The organism is Devosia sp. A449 (assembly GCF_054489375.1).
Map to the genome: position 1 here is coordinate 1 of NZ_JBTMWU010000010.1, position 14488 is coordinate 14488.

Below are 14488 nucleotides of genomic sequence, written 5' to 3' on the forward strand. Positions count from 1 at the left end.
ACTTGTTCGTCGCCAGCGTCGTGGCCTAAATCGGCTTCGAGCATGATCCCTCCCATCCCAACCATCACAAATCAGCAAATGTCTGATCGGAGACTGACGGGTGAGCCAGCCTCATAGCAGGTTTCCGCCGCCAAAGACGATAATTAGCGCCGCGCAACCTAGGCTACAGCATTCTCGAACGGCTTCGGCCCAAATCGATCAAGAAACCGCACGCCAAACCCAGCGACAACCAGCGTCGCCAGTGTCTGCGGCATCGTTGCCAGACCAGCAAGGAACGGCGGCATCCCCAGCACCAGCTGCAGACGTTCCGGCATGAGCCGGATTACCGTGGGGGCTTGGCGGGACGATTCTTATGGCCCCATGCAGGTCGTTTCTGGTCCAATGGGACGCGAGCGCATCCACTATGAAGCGCCTGATGCATCGCGTCTGGACGCTGATGGCGGCGTTTCTTCACTGGTTTGAGGACAACGCCAAGCTGGATTTGATGCTCAAGGCCGGCATCGCCCATCTCTGGTTTGTGACCGTTCGCCCGTTCGAGGACGGCAACGGGCGCATCGCGCGCGTGATTGCTGACTTGATGCTGGCGCGTTCGGAAGGCAGCGCGCAGCGCTTTTATTCCATGTCCGCCCAGATACGGATTGAGCGCAGCGCCTATTACGACCTCCTCGAGGCCACCCAAAAGGGCGGGCTGGATATTACGGCTTGGCTCTCCTGGTTCCTGGACTGTCTTGACCGTGCGTTTGACCATGCCGAGGGTGCGTTGGCGAGCGTCCTGCGCAAAGCACGCTTCTGGGAGCACCACGCGGGAGAAGCCTTGAATGAGCGGCAGCGGAATATGCTCGTACGGCTGCTCAATGGCTTTTTCGGTAAGCTCACATCGGGTAAATGGGCGAAGATCGAGAAATGCTCGCCAGATACGGCTTTGAGAGACATAAACGACCTGCTGGAACGTGGGATACTGGAAAAGGGACCGGGCGGCGGTCGCAGCACCAGCTATGCCTTGGTGCATCCATCCAATACCTAACCGCCGCTTTCCGGTGTCCTTGGTCCGAGGATGTGAATACTGATTCAAATTTGACCCCACAAACGGCGTTCGTCCCTCGCTCAAACGTTTTTAATTGCTGGCCTTAAGGTCGAGACCCCTGTGGCTTGGCACTTAAATGGGTTCTTCCTCACTTTGTATGGTTCGTCTGTCAATCGGCGTGGGGTTTCAGCGCCTATCGGTGCCATAAGTCATTGAAATATCAGTCCCAGCGGGTCACATAGTGAGCGCCGATCTACACGGCGGCTCATTCGGTTTGCCGCATGCCCAGACCCACGCGGTGATGCTGCTGCCCTATACCATCGGCTTCAACGCCGTGGCCGTTGCCGATCGCCTTGGACCCATCCTCGACATTTTTGGTGGCACCAGCGTTGGCCAGGCCCTGCAGCGCTTCTCGATTGAGGTTGGTGGGCCTAGAAGCCTGCAAGAGCTCGGCATGGCAGAGGTCGACCTTGAGCGTGCCGCAGATCTTGCCCTTGAGGCGCCTTACCACAATCCCCGCCCCTTGATCCGACTGGGTGGTTCGCACTCTTGAGTGCGGCCTGGGCGGGCGCGGATGTAGCCTGAAAGGAACACCATGACTTGTTTACGCGGTGATGCGAGAGGCGCGCCAAGACAATTTGAGGGGACCGAATGCACTGTCCCCAGATTGCCATTTTGGTAGCTTTGGTGATGGCTGCCTGGGCGCGGTCGGCTTGGTACGAGTCCGCCCACACGCCCGGTCGGTCAGCGCGACAGAAATAGTCGTCCGATGAATGAATGTCGCCATGGGAGACGAGTCAATGCCAGAGTTGGAACAGTATGACGTGGTCGTCGTAGGAAGCGGAGAGGGCGGCAAATATCTGGCGTGGCACCTGGCGCAAACCGGGTTGCGAACGGCAGTTGTCGAGCGGCGCTGGATCGGCGGTTCCTGTCCGAACACCAATTGCCTGCCCTCCAAGAATGAAATCTGGAGCGCCAAAGTTGCGACTCTGGCGGCACGGGCGGATAGCTTCGGGGTCACCACCGGCCCGGTTGCAATCGATATGGTCAAGGTCCTGCAGCGCAAGCGCGCGATGGTTGCGGCATTGGTCGCGTTCCACCGAGAGCGCTTTGAGGCAAGCGGCGCGGAATTGATCATGGGTGATGCACGGCTCGTGGGCGCCAATACCCTCGATGTGGCGCTGAATGACGGGGGCACGCGGCGGCTGGTGGCCGACAAGCTGATGCTTAATCTGGGGACGCACGCCGCCATTCCGGACGTGCCGGGCCTGGCCAAGGCGCAGCCGCTCACCAATATCGAAGCGCTCGAACTTGATCAGGTGCCGGACCACTTGATTGTCCTGGGCGGCGGCTATGTCGGGCTGGAATTGGCGCAGGCCTATCGGCGCTTTGGTAGTCGAGTGACCATCATCGATCATGGCCCAAGGCTGCTGCGTCGCGAAGATGCGGATGTATCCACCCAAATTGGCCAAATCCTGGTAGCCGAAGGCGTCGAGATCCTGACGTCGTCGGAAGTGCTGCAGGTGGAAGGACGTTCGGGGGACCGCATCGACCTCACGCTTCGCACGGCCGACGGGTTAACAAAACTCACGGGCACGCATGTCCTGGTGGCTGCCGGGCGGGTACCAAACACCCGCAATATTGGCCTTGAAGCACACGGTATCGCGGTGACCGACCAGGGGTATATTCGCGTCAATGATCGCCTCGAGACCTCGGCCCCCAATATCTGGGCGATTGGCGAATGCGCCGGTAGCCCGCAGTTCACCCATGCCTCCCTCGATGACTTCCGCATCATTCGGGACAATCTTGCTGGCGGCAGCCGCACAACTCGGGGCAGGCAGGTGCCCTATTGCATGTTTGTTGACCCGCCACTGGCGCGAGTTGGCCTCAGCGAGGGCGAGGCCGCGCGGGCCGGCGTGGCCGTGCGTGTGGCCAAGCTGCCGACGGCGTCGGTGCTGAAGACCCGCACCACGGGCGATAGCGTTGGTTTCATGAAGGCGTTGGTCACGGCTGACGACAGGATTGTCGGCTTCACCATGATTGGCGCCGACGCTGGGGAGGTCATGGCGGTGGTGCAGGCAGCGATGTTGGGGCAGTTGCCGTACATGACACTCAGGGATGCGATCTTGGCGCACCCGACCATGGCGGAAGGGTTAAACGCGCTGTTTGGCAATGTCCCGACGGTGTGATGGCGAATCCAGCGAATACATAGCCCGCGCGGTGTCGGGCAGGGCAAAGCCATCGCAGACCGTCAGGTCAATGTCCTCGGGCAGCAGAGCACGCTCGGCCTCTGATCGGCGCGACGTACCGCCGTCATGATGCCTGGGTCGCGTTTCAGCATGGCGCTGGCATGGGCGGATCGAATTGTCATCTCCGGCGTTGTTGCGGATCGGCGACTATCGCTGGAGGGTTCTATGACCACGACGTTCAAAGTCGGCTACTTCGTTGGCAGCCTCGCCACTGCCTCCATCAACCGCAAGCTGGCGATGGCGCTGGTTCGCGTGGCGCATCCGGGGTTTGTCATGAACGAAATCCCGTTCCGCGACCTGCCGCTCTATAGCTACGACTACGATGCGGACTATCCTGCGGTGGCCCGAACCTTCAAGCAGGCCATTGCCGATGTCGATGCGGTGCTGTTCGTGACGCCGGAATATAACCGGTCGATCCCCGGCGGCCTCAAGAACGCCATCGACTGGGCCAGCCGGCCCTGGGGCCAGAATGCGTTCACGCGCAAGCCATCGGCGGTGATCGGGGCTTCTATCGGCGCAATCGGTACGGCGGTGGCGCAGCAAAATCTGCGCAGTGTGCTCAGCTTTTCCAACTCGCCGCAGATGAACGCGCCCGAGGCCTATATCCACTTCACGCCCGGCCTCATCACTGATGAGGGCGAGGTGACCAATGACGGCACTAAGGAGTTCCTGCGCAATTATATGGCCGAGTTTCACCAGTTCGTCGCTCGCGTCTACACAGCGCTCCCGCGCGGCGAATAGCACAAACCAAATGGGCCGGAGCGTTCCCGCTCCGGCCCGGTCTCTTGGGTTAAGGCTGAAGTCTATTTCGCCGTATAGACTAGGATCACACCGGGGTTTTCTAGCTCACCAACGCCTTCGCATGCCGCGTTCAGTACGCCACCGGCGGAGTCGGTGACGAAGTAGGTCGTCTTGCCGCCATCGGCGATATCGAGGTCACGCAGACGGTTCTCGCCCAGATAGTACGGGGCGAACTTGGCGTCGTCGCCTGTGGCTGCCGGATCGATCGTGTAGATCGCGCCGTGCTTCAGTGTGGTCGAGAGCAGCGTGCTTGCCAGTTCCGGAACGGCGTCGAACTGTTCCTCAGCGCCCACGGTGACCTAGCGATCGACCGCAAGACCATCACCGAGTTCGCGCTTGAAGGTATGACGGCATGTGCAGCGAAAGATTAGCCAGCTTATCGCAGAAAATCGATGGCAAGCGTCCTCGATCCAAAGCCCGCTTCGGCGGGTTTTTCTTTGTCCGCCACGTAGGAGGACTATGGCTGCGCAGTCCTACGACCCTCTCTGCCATCGGAGCCATTCCTAGGTCAGTTCGCAGGACTGCGCACGGCACCGTAGCTTGTTCGGAGCGGTCACAAGGTTAGCAGACACTGAATAGTCACAGCTGTTCACTCATCATTTGGCTCGTCTCGACCTTCGTCGGAAGGGAGTAGGCGCAGGATCGCCCCGTCTGTCGGCGGTAGATGGGCTAGCTCGATTGCGATGTCGACCGCTTCATCAAGGAGGGCGAGCAACGGTGCTGCATCGGGTTCGTGCGACAGAACTGCCATGGCCTGTTCGAGATGGTCTCTGACCTGCACGTAGAGTGGGTGGGCAAGTAGCGGATTTGCAATGGTCATTCTCCACGTGCCCCAGATGCACCTGTGCGCCTCAACGGTTTGTCGAAGGCGAAAAGCCGGCTAGACAATTTGATTGAAATTGAGGCTCGCCATACGAAAAACCTGCCCCGCGTGGCCACTGCCTGCGGTGCCACAAAGGCCGAAAATGCCAAATGTGAGCTGGGCCGTGTCTCGAGATCCTGATCCAAGCAGATTGCGCAGTCTCAGGACTCTCACTGTCATCAGAATCACAGCCGGATGGCTGAAGGTTTATGGGGCCGCGCACGCACCCTTTGAAAACGCCTGCCGCCATCTATTCGATCAGCCGATCATGAACGGTGGGCGCATTTGCAATTGGCGCCCACCTATAATGCCGTGGATCTTTGACAGCGGAGTAGCCAAGCTAGAAAGTGGTTTTAGCCGTCAGAAGGGGCCTCTCCAACCGAGTTGCTTCGAACATAGACGTTGTAAAAAAAGTGGCTGCCAAGGCAACGACGGCGCCAAACGCCATCGCAGCCAAACGAATGCCAGGTGAATTCCTCATTGCTGCCGTCTCCCTGGGCCTGATATAGCGTCACTGGCTTGCCGGAAGGGACCCCTGCTGACCTTAGTTGGCAGCGGTTTCGGCGTCAGCAACGGGCATGGTGCTGCTCGGGGCCAACGGCGCTTCTGCTACGGGCGTTGGGATGTCCGCCTCAGCCAATTGTTCGGCACACAGCTTGGCCGCCCCGCTGATGGGTTTTTCCTGCCCTCCTAAGGTGGTCCAGCCGCCACCATCGATATACTTGGCCCGTGCGTATGTGCTTTCTTCATTGAAGGCGGTGAGGTTCGCTTGAAGATCCGGGGCAGCCATGAAGCGAGTGAAGCAGACATCTGCAGCCAAGGATGCCACGGCGGCTTCCGAGGTGTTCTCGGCTAGTTCGATAGCGGAGCCTCCGGTAACCCATCCGCCCCAGGTAAACCCAATCACCATGGTCAAAACTGCAGTTCCTGCGCAGGACCAGAACAGAACTTTCTTGGATGCCTGGTAACTGCCAAATTTTTCGCGAAAATCAGCCATGATGTCTCCTCCATATTCAATCTAATGTCGTATTTTTAACACAATTCGAGCGGCGTGACAGATGTGTAGGAATATTGTTGTGTGATTTTTGATTTATTGTAAGGTAAGTAGATATTCACGGTGGTGTCTTTGTTAATTTGGCCTTGATCAAAGAACGAACTATATTTTTGGTTTATTTACATTGCGCCGCTGCTGTCACTTTTCTGTGTTCTAGTCTCGATCTCACACTGGCACCGCTGCTTAAATGCTGAAGTGGATGGGTCTTCGATAATTGTCGCAAGGCGCAGCAGGCCACCTCCGCCAGCAAAGCCGTCGAAATCGCTGTCTAAATCGGCAGATAGATGCGCACCGATGTTCGCCGTGCTCAGCACGGTGGAACCGCCGGGCCTTGATTTTGCACATTGCGCCGGTACAAATCATCGGGGTCGTCGACCATCTCAGCCAACTGCATGGCCCGGACGGTTTCGGCGGTGTCTGTCTCATAAACCGTGGTGCGTAACCGTCCGCTCGCGCATCGCAGCGGCTGCGCCGTGGTCGTGTTCATCCGCGCGTGGCAATGGAGAGGACGCGGATGCCTCGCGCGGGTAAACAACGGACATTGGCCCGCTATGGACCCAATCGTTTTGTGCTGATCATCAAACGGGTAATCTGCATCTCCACGATCTGGGAGATCTCGAACTGCAGATCACCGATGGCCACCACTGATCCCTCTCTGGGAAGAGCTCCTTGGTTCCACAGAACGTAACCGGCAGCGGTCGAATAGCGGTCGGCTTCATCAACTAGATCGACCTCAAGTGCATTGGAGAGGCGCCTGATGTCGACTCCGCCATCGGCGATCCAGGTGCCATCATCCTGCTGCACCAGCATCTGCAGTGGCTCATCCTCCTCGGGGAACTCGCCGGCAATGGCCTCTAGGATGTCGGTTGGTGTCGCGACGCCCTGCATGACGGCATATTCGTCCAGCACCACGGCCATCTGTAGCGGCGAGTTTCGAAGCTGCTCAATGAGCTTCAAGACATTGGCGCTTTCGTGGACAACAAGAGGGGCCCGGATCGAGCGTTCCAGGTTGACCTGGCCGTCCTCGATGATATCGCGCAGCAAGTCCTTGGCCAAGGCGACACCAAGAAACTCGTCGAGACTGCCCCGACCGATCGGGAAACGGGAATGACCGAGGTCGAGAATCTTGGCCTGGATGGCCTCTGTGCTGTCTTCAATGTCCAGCCAGTCGACCTCTGTACGCGGCGTCATGATGGACATGACGGGTCGCTCGGCAAGCCCCAGCACGCCCTGGATCATCTCCTTCTCCTCTTTGGCGAAGATCGCGCCGCCCGCCGATTGTTCCGCGATGACATCCACAGTTTCGCCCAGACTCATGTTACCCTTTTTCCCGCCAAGCAGGCTGAGGACAGCGTCGGCCGTGCGCTCCCGCAGGTCAGCGGTTTTTAGAAACTTCTCGCGGTTGCGACGGCCGATCTGGTTGAACGCTTCGATTAGGATCGAGAAGCCGATGGCGGCATAGAGGTATTCCTTGGGCATGTGGTAGCCGAAGCCTTCGACGACCAAGGAAAGGCCAATCATCATCAGGAAGCCCAGGCACAGGATGACGACGGTGGGGTGCTTGGACACAAAGGCCATAAGTGGTTTGGACAGCAATAGCATGACGCCGACCGCGACGATCACGGCAATCATCATGACGGAGAGGTGCTCGACCATGCCCACCGCAGTGATGACGCTGTCGAGGGAGAATACGGCGTCGAGCACGACGATCTGAACCAGAACCTGCCAGAATACGGCCTGAACGACTTTGCTCTCCTTGGGCCCATGATGGCCTTCAAGGCGCTCGTGCAGTTCCGTGGTGCCCTTGAAGAGCAGGAACAAACCGCCGAACAGCAGGATCAGGTCGCGGCCAGAGAACTCCGTACCCAGGACGGTGAAGAGCGGTGCGGTCAGCGTCACGATCCAGGCGACAGAGGCCAGCAAGCCTAGACGCATGATCAGTGCCAAGGATAGACCGACGACGCGAGCACGTTGCCGTTGATGTTCTGGAAGCTTGTCGGCCAGAATGGCGATGAAGACGAGGTTATCGATGCCGAGAACGATCTCAAGCAGGATTAGGGTACCGAGGCCAGCCCACGCAGCGGGGTCGGACATCCATTCGAAGAGCATGTGTTAGCGGCGCCGTTAGGCCACCGTCCTTGTGTCAGTTGAAATAGGTCGTAATGGCGAGCCAGCCGGCATAGGCGAAGGCGGCGATAACGCCGGACACGATGATCGCCGAGGCGATTGAGACTGCCGTGCCGATCAGCACCCAGACACCGTCCCGTTCGATCAGCCCCAGGGCCAGCACGCAGATGGCGATAGCCGGCAACATATTGCCCAGTGGGATCGGCAGGAAAAGTATGATGGCCAAGATCAGCGCGATGGCGCCGATCAGGTATTCTGCGGGTGGTTTGGCCAGGATTTCGAGGCGTGGCCGCATGAGCTTTTCAGCCTTCTGCAGCCATGGCCCGACCTTTATCACCACCTTCTCGAAATCGGTGCGGGCAAACGAACGATCCGCAATCAGACGTGGCAGCCACGGCGGGCGACCGAGCATGAGTTGGGCGGCCAAGAAGATCAACGGCGCGCCCAGGACGCCTGAGACGCCGGGCGGTACCGGAATGGTATTGGGCACAGCGAAGATGAAGAGCATCGCCGCGATGGCGCGATGATCCAGCTCGGTCAACAGATCGCGGATGAAGATGCGATCGCGGCCCGGCTTGGCCGCGATCCTGAGCAGGGTTGCCGAGAGACGATGGTCGTCGTATGACGGCGTTTCGTCCTCGGCGAGACTTCGACTGGGGTCGGACATGAAGGATCAGAATCCGATCTCGTCGTCACCAAACCTGCCGAAGTCATCGCCGCCGTGATCCTCCACGGGAGCTGGTTCTTCCTCGGCCAACGCCTGGGTAGGTGAGAGCATGCCGGCAATGGCGCTTCCTAACAGCACCCCGCCAGTGACGCCAAGTGCGGTCTGGGCAGCACCGGCCAGGAAGCCGCCGCTAGGTTGGCCGGGTTGCTGCTGGCCGAGAGCAGCGCGTCCGGGTGCCTGGCGTGCAGGTTCCTGGCCACCACCAAACAGGCCGCCAAAGAGACCGCCGCCTGCCGGTCGACGAGCCAGTTCGGCTTCGAGTTCAGCAATGCGATCCTGTGCCACCGACAAGGCGTGCTCCTGCACCAGCACGGTCTGCGCCATGTAGTATGGGGCGGCCGGCGCTGCAGAGACGCGCTGCTCGATCAGGGCGACAGCATCGGGGTCACGATCGGGGTTCTGGTTGGCGACGGTGTCGAGGCGATCAAACAGGCCTTCGATGGCCTTGCGGTCTTCAGGTGCGAGCATATGCTGTATCCTATTCTTCGCGCTGGCCGGTGAGCTGCAGCAGCAGCTGGAAGATGTTGATGAAGTTCAGATAGAGCGACAGGGCGCCCATGACGGCGAGCTTCTGGTTGGCTTCGGCGCCGGCATGTTCGGCATACTGTTCCTTGATGGATTGGGTATCCCAGGCCGTCAGGCCGACGAACACGATGATGCCAATGATCGAGATGGCGAACTGCAACGTGTCCCAGCCCAGGAAGATGTTGATGATCGAGGCGATCACCACGCCGATCAGGCCCATGAACAGCAGCGAGCCGAACTGGGTCAGATCGCGCTTGGTGGTGTAGCCATAAAGACTGGTGGCGCCGAACATGGCCGCCGCGGCGAAGAAGGTGCGCACGATGCTGGTGTCGGTGAAGACCAGGAAGATCGAGGCGAGCGACAGGCCCATGACCGCGCTGAATGCCCAGAACAGGGCCTGGGCCGCACCGGCTGAGATCGAATTGATCTTGAACGAAAAGAACAGCACGAAGGCCAAGGGCGCCAGCATCACCACCCATTGCAGGGGTGAGGAGAAGATCGGCACGTAGAGCGCCGGCGTCGTGCCGACGACGAAGGACACGATGCCGGTAACCACCAGGCCAATGGCCATGTAGTTATAGACGCGCAGCATATGGCTGCGCAGGCCTGCGTCGAACTGGACGCCGGCCACCGTAGTTGCCGGGTTGCTCCAGCGAAGCTGGGAGTTAGGGGCTCTCATGGAAATCTCCATTCAATAGAGGGTATGGGCCAGGCCGGTGGCGGCCGCACCGAGAATTTCGGGGCGTTCGTCGCCCAGGAGCGCATAGGCGATTTCGCCGATCTGCCAGTAGGCACCCGCTACATCCCCCATCTGCGCCGTGGTCACCGGCGAAACCGCGAAGTGGCCTGGACGGGCGGAGAAGAGGGAAAGCGAGCCGTACGGCTCGGCCTGGATTGCCATCTCGATGCTGGGACCGAATTGGGAAGGAAAGACCTGAACGTCGGTCACGATCCAATCCGCCGGCAGCTCTGGCATGGTGATCGCAGTCGCGGACAGCAGTTCCGCTCGGTCGTAGTCCGGCGCCTCGGGTTGGGAATACATTGCGGCCCGCAGCAGGCTCGCCTGCCGGGCGTTCAGCGCCGCCTCGACATAGCCGGGAAGCATGGCCTCGCTGGTCGATTGCGCCGCGAACTGGGCATGCGCGAACCAACCGGCTGTGACCAGAACGGTCGCTGCGATCGCAGGCCGGAAGCGCTGGGCCCAGGCGTGGCGCCTGAGCGCTCCCTCGATCCGTCTGGCTGCATCCTCGGTAGCAGGCCGAGCGAAACCCGGCTCGGCAACAAGCGCCATCCGCAGCTCGTGCCGATTGCGAAGGTCGGCCATCACTTGGGCGGCGGCAGTAGGCCGCTCGGCCAGGTAGGTCTCAACTTCGATGCGTCTGGCGACGTCGAGCTGATCATCGATATAGGCATGCAGGTCGTCCTCGGACACCTTGTCACTTCTGGCCATCATGTCCTCCGACGCTTCTGAAAGGAATGAGCTTGCCCCCAGGTGCGGCTTCAATCTCACGCAACCGATCGCGGGCCCGGGCGATGCGCGACATCACCGTCCCGATCGGGACGCCCAGCACCTCGGCGACTTCCTGGTAGGAAAGCTCTTCGATCGCGACCAGGTGAAGGACGGCACGCTGCTCTTCTGGAAGTTCCAGAAAGGCGCGGCGAACCTGCGACAGCCGAACGCTGTCGTCTTGTGGTGCCGGGGCGTAAGTGGGCTGCAACTGAGAGGCGGCCTCATCGCGACGGGTCATGGCGGCAGCGGATCGCTTCCGGTCGATGAAGCGGTTATGCAGGATGCCTATCAACCAAGCCTGCAGATTCCCGTCAGGACGAAAGCTGCGACGGCTTTCATGGGCGTCGAGCAAGGCGTCATGCACCAGGTCCTCAGCATCGGCCTCATTCCGGGTCAACGACAGCGCATAGCGTCGCAATCCAGCGAGCTGGCTCCTGACATCGATGCGGGACGTCCACTTGGGCATATTCAGTATGCGTATCTCGACGACGGATTATTCCATCCCGATGTCGATTTATTTTCGCGGAGCCTGATTTTATCCGAAAAGGGCAACCAGGGCTATCGCCGTCAGTGCCAGCCCAGCGACATGTAATTCGGCGCCATCATGTGACCCCGCGGTGATTGAGATTCAATGATTTACCGTGCCGATCGGCACCCAAACCACGCGCCTATTCACATTCTGGGCGCGCAAGCAACCAAGCTGCCATCGCGCCGCTACGTTCCGTCGCGCTCGGCACCTGTGACGGCCCAATCACGTGGTTTGAGGTCGGCGGACGTGGTCAGCGGAGAGTTCGGAGAGTCGGCGTCAAAGCACGGCCTTGTGCTGGAGTTGGAGTAGCCAGCCTCCCCAAGTCTGAGATGCCGCCTTGGAAGCCAAAGGCAGCCGGGCCTTACAATACGCTTACGCGTCCAGCTGGTCATTTGTCATAGTAAAAATAAATACTTACCGGAACAATCCGCCCGCTTAGGCAGTTAGGGTGGCAGCTGAACAATCACAAAATCAAACTCAGCTGCGCGTCACCCAAGTGACGTCGACAAGGAGAGCTCCAATGCACAAGCTTCTGACTTTCGCTACGGTCGCAGCCTTGGCAACGACCGCATTCGCCGGTGCCGCCCTGGCTCAAAGTGCTTCGGCTACGGCCACCGCAGACCTCAACATCCGTTCCGGCCCAGGCCCGCAATATGCCTCTGTGGGCTTCATCGCTTCGGGTGATTCAGCGACCGTCGACGGGTGCCTCGAAGGCAGCAAGTGGTGCCGCGTGATTTATGATGGAGTCACCGGCTGGTCGTACTCCGACTACCTCACGGCCGACCTTTCGGGTGAACTGGTCGTCCTTACCGAGAGATACCCCGATGTAGGTCTCGCCACGGTCACCTTTGAGGGGAGTGATGCGGCGGCCGGCGGCGCTGTGGCGGGCGCTACTGGCGGCGCAATCGTCGGAGCGTTGGTCGGCGGTCCTGTCGGCGCGGCCATTGGTGGCGCAATTGGCGCCAGCAGCGGTGCTACCGTCGGCGCTGTGATCGACCCGCCGGAGGTTGCCCGGACCTATGTTACCTCGAACCCAATCGATCCAGTCTATTTGGAGGGCGAAGTGGTGATTGGCGCAGGCGTTCCCGATACCGTCACCCTGAAGGCCATTCCGGATTACGAGTATCAGTACGTCTACATCAACGGCCAGCCTGTCCTGGTCGACCCTCGCACGCGTCAGATCGTGTACGTAGTTCGCTGAACTTGGAGGCCGGCCGGTTTAACCGGCCGGCCACTTCATTCCCCTATCTCAAGAGGTCCTAAAATGAACCTTGCTCAAGGACTGCTTGCACTCTCTGTGTCCCGCTGATGGCAGGCTGTCATCGTAATATTTCCGGCTAGACACATGAAAGATGCGCTCGCCCCTTGTGTTCACATTGCCCTTGATATTGCAGGAGCCGCTACCCTCCCCGCGAGGGGGAGGGAGCGATGGAGCCGCCGGTTCGGGGTGCGGGCACCTTGGCGGCAGTCGTCCCCCTTGCACGGCGTGCCGTCGCGTGGCGTGGTCAGGCCGCCTCATCTCCGCCATACGATTTGTACTGACGCTCCGCACGTGCGATGTTGCTACCGTTGGATTTCAATGGGCCGACGCATTGGCCCGGTACTCGGATTACATTCCAAGCATGCCGAAAATAACCAACAAGTCCAAAGGGCAGAAGGCTGCCGAAGCCGACGTCGAAAGCTTCCGAGACGATCTTGGCCCGTTCGTGGTCGCCGCCGAAGAAACACGGATGGCCATGGCGTTCACGGATGCGAAGGAATCCGGCCACCCGATCATATTCGCAAACGACGCTTTTCTCGCCCTGACCGGATACGCCAGGGACGAGGTGCTCGGCCAGGATTTCAGTTTTCTGGTGGAGCGCGGCGCAGATGCCGCGGCGCTGGCCAAGATCGAGAGCGAGTTCAAGGGGCATTCGGAAGGAGGCGCGGAAATCCAATTTCGTCGCAAGGACGGCAGTGCTTTCTGGGCCGCCGTCTTCATTAGCCCGGTCCGCGACGAGGACGAAGAAATCGTCCAGTATTTTGCCTCCTTCGTCGATGTCACGAGACACAAGCAGGAACAGACCGAGTCCAAGATGCTCATCGACGAATTGAACCACCGGGTGAAAAACACGCTTGCAACGGTGCAGTCGATCGTCTGGCAGGCATCGCGGACAAATTCTGATCCCAAGGTGATACGGGAAGCCATCGAGACCAGGCTATTCGCGCTTTCCCGCTCGCACGATCTGCTGACCCGGGAGAACTGGAAAAGCGCAGGGCTGGTGGACGTGCTCAATGACGCCCTCGAACCGTTCGGGATCGCCGACGGCCGGGCGGAACGGCTCACGATCAAGGGCGCGAACATCCGGTTTCCGCCCAAAGCCGCTCTGGCGTTCGGAATCGCATTCAACGAGCTTGCGACCAATGCCGTTAAGTACGGCGCGTTTTCCAACGCAATGGGGGCCGTCGAAATCGAATGGAGGATCGAGCCGAGAGCCGACGGCAGACGATTGGTATTACAGTGGCGGGAGAAGGGTGGCCCGCCAGTCGCGACACCCTTGCGCAAAGGGTTCGGCTCTCGCGTGATCGAGCGGGGCCTAGCTTACGAACTGGAGGGTGTCGTGCATCTCGACTACCGTAAAGAGGGATTGGTCTGCAGCATGGACATTCCCGCACCGGCACCGCGCAATGGATGATTTGTTGTCTGGCCGCCGCGTCCTCGTCGTCGAGGATGAAATGCTGGTCCTCCTGATGATCGAAGACATGCTGGCTGACCTCGGGTGCGAGTCAGTGACCGCCGCCGCCACAATTGATAAAGCCCTTGCGTCGATCGAAGAGTATGTCTTCGACGCGGCGATGCTGGACATGAACCTGAATGGTGACGACAGCGCGAAAGTGGCCGTCGCGCTCGCCGCGCGGGGCGTGCCGTTCGTCTACTGCACTGGTAACAACAGCCATGGCATGCAGGCAGACCTCGCCAACACACCAGTTCTTCGCAAGCCGTTCAGCTTCGAAGAGCTGACCGCCATCCTCACGCGCCTCCTCTCTCGCTGATTTGGTGGATTCGAGCCGTTCAGCACGCCTATTGGGATGGCCGCAAA

The 14488-nt window shown here is 59.9% G+C and carries 17 protein-coding genes; 7 read left to right on the forward strand and 10 right to left on the reverse strand.

The window, feature by feature from the left end; all coding sequences use genetic code 11:
- Positions 1-158 precede the first annotated feature (158 nt).
- On the reverse strand, positions 159-314 hold the full coding sequence (locus ACX3OW_RS19840) for a hypothetical protein (RefSeq protein WP_459097530.1): 156 nt from the start codon (positions 312-314) through the stop codon (positions 159-161).
- Positions 315-403: 89 nt separating this feature from the next.
- On the opposite strand from ACX3OW_RS19840, the gene ACX3OW_RS19845 reads away from it, so the two are divergent.
- The 4 genes from ACX3OW_RS19845 (at position 404) to ACX3OW_RS19860 (ending at position 4014) form a co-directional block, all read left to right on the forward strand.
- On the forward strand, positions 404-1024 hold the full coding sequence (locus tag ACX3OW_RS19845) for a Fic family protein (protein ID WP_459097531.1): 621 nt from the start codon (positions 404-406) through the stop codon (positions 1022-1024).
- Positions 1025-1265: 241 nt separating this feature from the next.
- Positions 1266-1577, forward strand: coding sequence for a hypothetical protein (locus ACX3OW_RS19850; protein ID WP_459097532.1), 312 nt, complete (start codon positions 1266-1268; stop codon positions 1575-1577).
- Positions 1578-1824: 247 nt separating this feature from the next.
- Positions 1825-3213, forward strand: coding sequence for an FAD-dependent oxidoreductase (locus ACX3OW_RS19855; protein WP_459097533.1), 1389 nt, complete (start codon positions 1825-1827; stop codon positions 3211-3213).
- A 225-nt stretch (positions 3214-3438) separates the two neighbouring features.
- Positions 3439-4014, forward strand: a complete 576-nt coding sequence (locus ACX3OW_RS19860; protein ID WP_459097534.1) for an NADPH-dependent FMN reductase — start codon at positions 3439-3441, stop codon at positions 4012-4014.
- Positions 4015-4076: 62 nt separating this feature from the next.
- Here ACX3OW_RS19860 and ACX3OW_RS19865 read toward each other — a convergent pair whose 3' ends face one another.
- The 9 genes from ACX3OW_RS19865 to ACX3OW_RS19905 form a co-directional block, all read right to left on the reverse strand.
- Complete coding sequence (locus tag ACX3OW_RS19865; RefSeq protein WP_459097535.1) at positions 4077-4367, reverse strand: hypothetical protein; 291 nt, start codon at positions 4365-4367, stop codon at positions 4077-4079.
- 296 nt (positions 4368-4663) lie between these two features.
- The gene (locus ACX3OW_RS19870; protein ID WP_459097536.1) at positions 4664-4894 is read right to left on the reverse strand and encodes a hypothetical protein; all 231 of its coding nucleotides are present in this window, start codon (positions 4892-4894) and stop codon (positions 4664-4666) included.
- 586 nt (positions 4895-5480) lie between these two features.
- A complete protein-coding gene (locus tag ACX3OW_RS19875; RefSeq protein ID WP_459097537.1) occupies positions 5481-5933 on the reverse strand; it encodes a hypothetical protein in 453 nt (150 codons plus the stop codon).
- Between the two features lie 606 nt (positions 5934-6539).
- Positions 6540-8099 (reverse strand): TerC family protein, encoded by a 1560-nt coding sequence (locus tag ACX3OW_RS19880; RefSeq protein ID WP_459097538.1) that lies wholly within the window; start codon positions 8097-8099, stop codon positions 6540-6542.
- 34 nt (positions 8100-8133) lie between these two features.
- Entirely contained in the window at positions 8134-8784 is a 651-nt protein-coding gene (locus ACX3OW_RS19885) for an exopolysaccharide biosynthesis protein (protein WP_459097539.1), read from the reverse strand.
- Between the two features lie 6 nt (positions 8785-8790).
- Positions 8791-9312 carry a DUF2076 domain-containing protein gene (locus tag ACX3OW_RS19890; RefSeq protein ID WP_459097540.1) on the reverse strand — a complete coding sequence of 174 codons (522 nt, stop codon included), beginning with the start codon at positions 9310-9312 and terminating at the stop codon, positions 8791-8793.
- A gap of 10 nt (positions 9313-9322) precedes the next feature.
- On the reverse strand, positions 9323-10048 hold the full coding sequence (locus tag ACX3OW_RS19895; protein ID WP_459097541.1) for a Bax inhibitor-1/YccA family protein: 726 nt from the start codon (positions 10046-10048) through the stop codon (positions 9323-9325).
- A 12-nt stretch (positions 10049-10060) separates the two neighbouring features.
- Positions 10061-10819 (reverse strand): anti-sigma factor family protein, encoded by a 759-nt coding sequence (locus ACX3OW_RS19900; RefSeq protein WP_459097542.1) that lies wholly within the window; start codon positions 10817-10819, stop codon positions 10061-10063.
- Entirely contained in the window at positions 10806-11345 is a 540-nt protein-coding gene (locus ACX3OW_RS19905; RefSeq protein ID WP_459097543.1) for a sigma-70 family RNA polymerase sigma factor, read from the reverse strand. Before ACX3OW_RS19905 ends, ACX3OW_RS19900 begins: the two co-directional genes overlap by 14 nt.
- Positions 11346-11928: 583 nt before the next feature.
- Between ACX3OW_RS19905 and ACX3OW_RS19910 the strand changes: the two genes are divergently transcribed.
- The 3 genes from ACX3OW_RS19910 to ACX3OW_RS19920 all read left to right on the forward strand — a co-directional run bounded on the left by ACX3OW_RS19910 (position 11929) and on the right by ACX3OW_RS19920 (position 14441).
- Positions 11929-12609, forward strand: a complete 681-nt coding sequence (locus ACX3OW_RS19910) for a DUF1236 domain-containing protein (RefSeq protein WP_459097544.1) — start codon at positions 11929-11931, stop codon at positions 12607-12609.
- Positions 12610-13030: 421 nt separating this feature from the next.
- Positions 13031-14083 carry an HWE histidine kinase domain-containing protein gene (locus ACX3OW_RS19915; RefSeq protein WP_459097545.1) on the forward strand — a complete coding sequence of 351 codons (1053 nt, stop codon included), beginning with the start codon at positions 13031-13033 and terminating at the stop codon, positions 14081-14083.
- Positions 14076-14441, forward strand: coding sequence for a response regulator (locus tag ACX3OW_RS19920; protein WP_459097546.1), 366 nt, complete (start codon positions 14076-14078; stop codon positions 14439-14441). The genes ACX3OW_RS19915 and ACX3OW_RS19920 overlap by 8 nt, the downstream gene beginning before the upstream one ends.
- Positions 14442-14488 lie beyond the last annotated feature (47 nt).

Coding starts and splice junctions, on each gene's coding strand:
- ACX3OW_RS19870 (WP_459097536.1), bottom strand. CDS start 4,894: ATGACCATTGCAAATCCGCTACTTGCCCACCCACTCTACGTGCAGGTC.
- ACX3OW_RS19875 (WP_459097537.1), bottom strand. CDS start 5,933: ATGGCTGATTTTCGCGAAAAATTTGGCAGTTACCAGGCATCCAAGAAA.
- ACX3OW_RS19905 (WP_459097543.1), bottom strand. CDS start 11,345: ATGCCCAAGTGGACGTCCCGCATCGATGTCAGGAGCCAGCTCGCTGGA.
- ACX3OW_RS19885 (WP_459097539.1), bottom strand. CDS start 8,784: ATGTCCGACCCCAGTCGAAGTCTCGCCGAGGACGAAACGCCGTCATAC.
- ACX3OW_RS19890 (WP_459097540.1), bottom strand. CDS start 9,312: ATGCTCGCACCTGAAGACCGCAAGGCCATCGAAGGCCTGTTTGATCGC.
- ACX3OW_RS19915 (WP_459097545.1), top strand. CDS start 13,031: ATGCCGAAAATAACCAACAAGTCCAAAGGGCAGAAGGCTGCCGAAGCC.
- ACX3OW_RS19920 (WP_459097546.1), top strand. CDS start 14,076: ATGGATGATTTGTTGTCTGGCCGCCGCGTCCTCGTCGTCGAGGATGAA.
- ACX3OW_RS19900 (WP_459097542.1), bottom strand. CDS start 10,819: ATGGCCAGAAGTGACAAGGTGTCCGAGGACGACCTGCATGCCTATATC.
- ACX3OW_RS19855 (WP_459097533.1), top strand. CDS start 1,825: ATGCCAGAGTTGGAACAGTATGACGTGGTCGTCGTAGGAAGCGGAGAG.
- ACX3OW_RS19860 (WP_459097534.1), top strand. CDS start 3,439: ATGACCACGACGTTCAAAGTCGGCTACTTCGTTGGCAGCCTCGCCACT.
- ACX3OW_RS19910 (WP_459097544.1), top strand. CDS start 11,929: ATGCACAAGCTTCTGACTTTCGCTACGGTCGCAGCCTTGGCAACGACC.
- ACX3OW_RS19845 (WP_459097531.1), top strand. CDS start 404: ATGAAGCGCCTGATGCATCGCGTCTGGACGCTGATGGCGGCGTTTCTT.
- ACX3OW_RS19895 (WP_459097541.1), bottom strand. CDS start 10,048: ATGAGAGCCCCTAACTCCCAGCTTCGCTGGAGCAACCCGGCAACTACG.
- ACX3OW_RS19880 (WP_459097538.1), bottom strand. CDS start 8,099: ATGCTCTTCGAATGGATGTCCGACCCCGCTGCGTGGGCTGGCCTCGGT.
- ACX3OW_RS19840 (WP_459097530.1), bottom strand. CDS start 314: ATGCCGGAACGTCTGCAGCTGGTGCTGGGGATGCCGCCGTTCCTTGCT.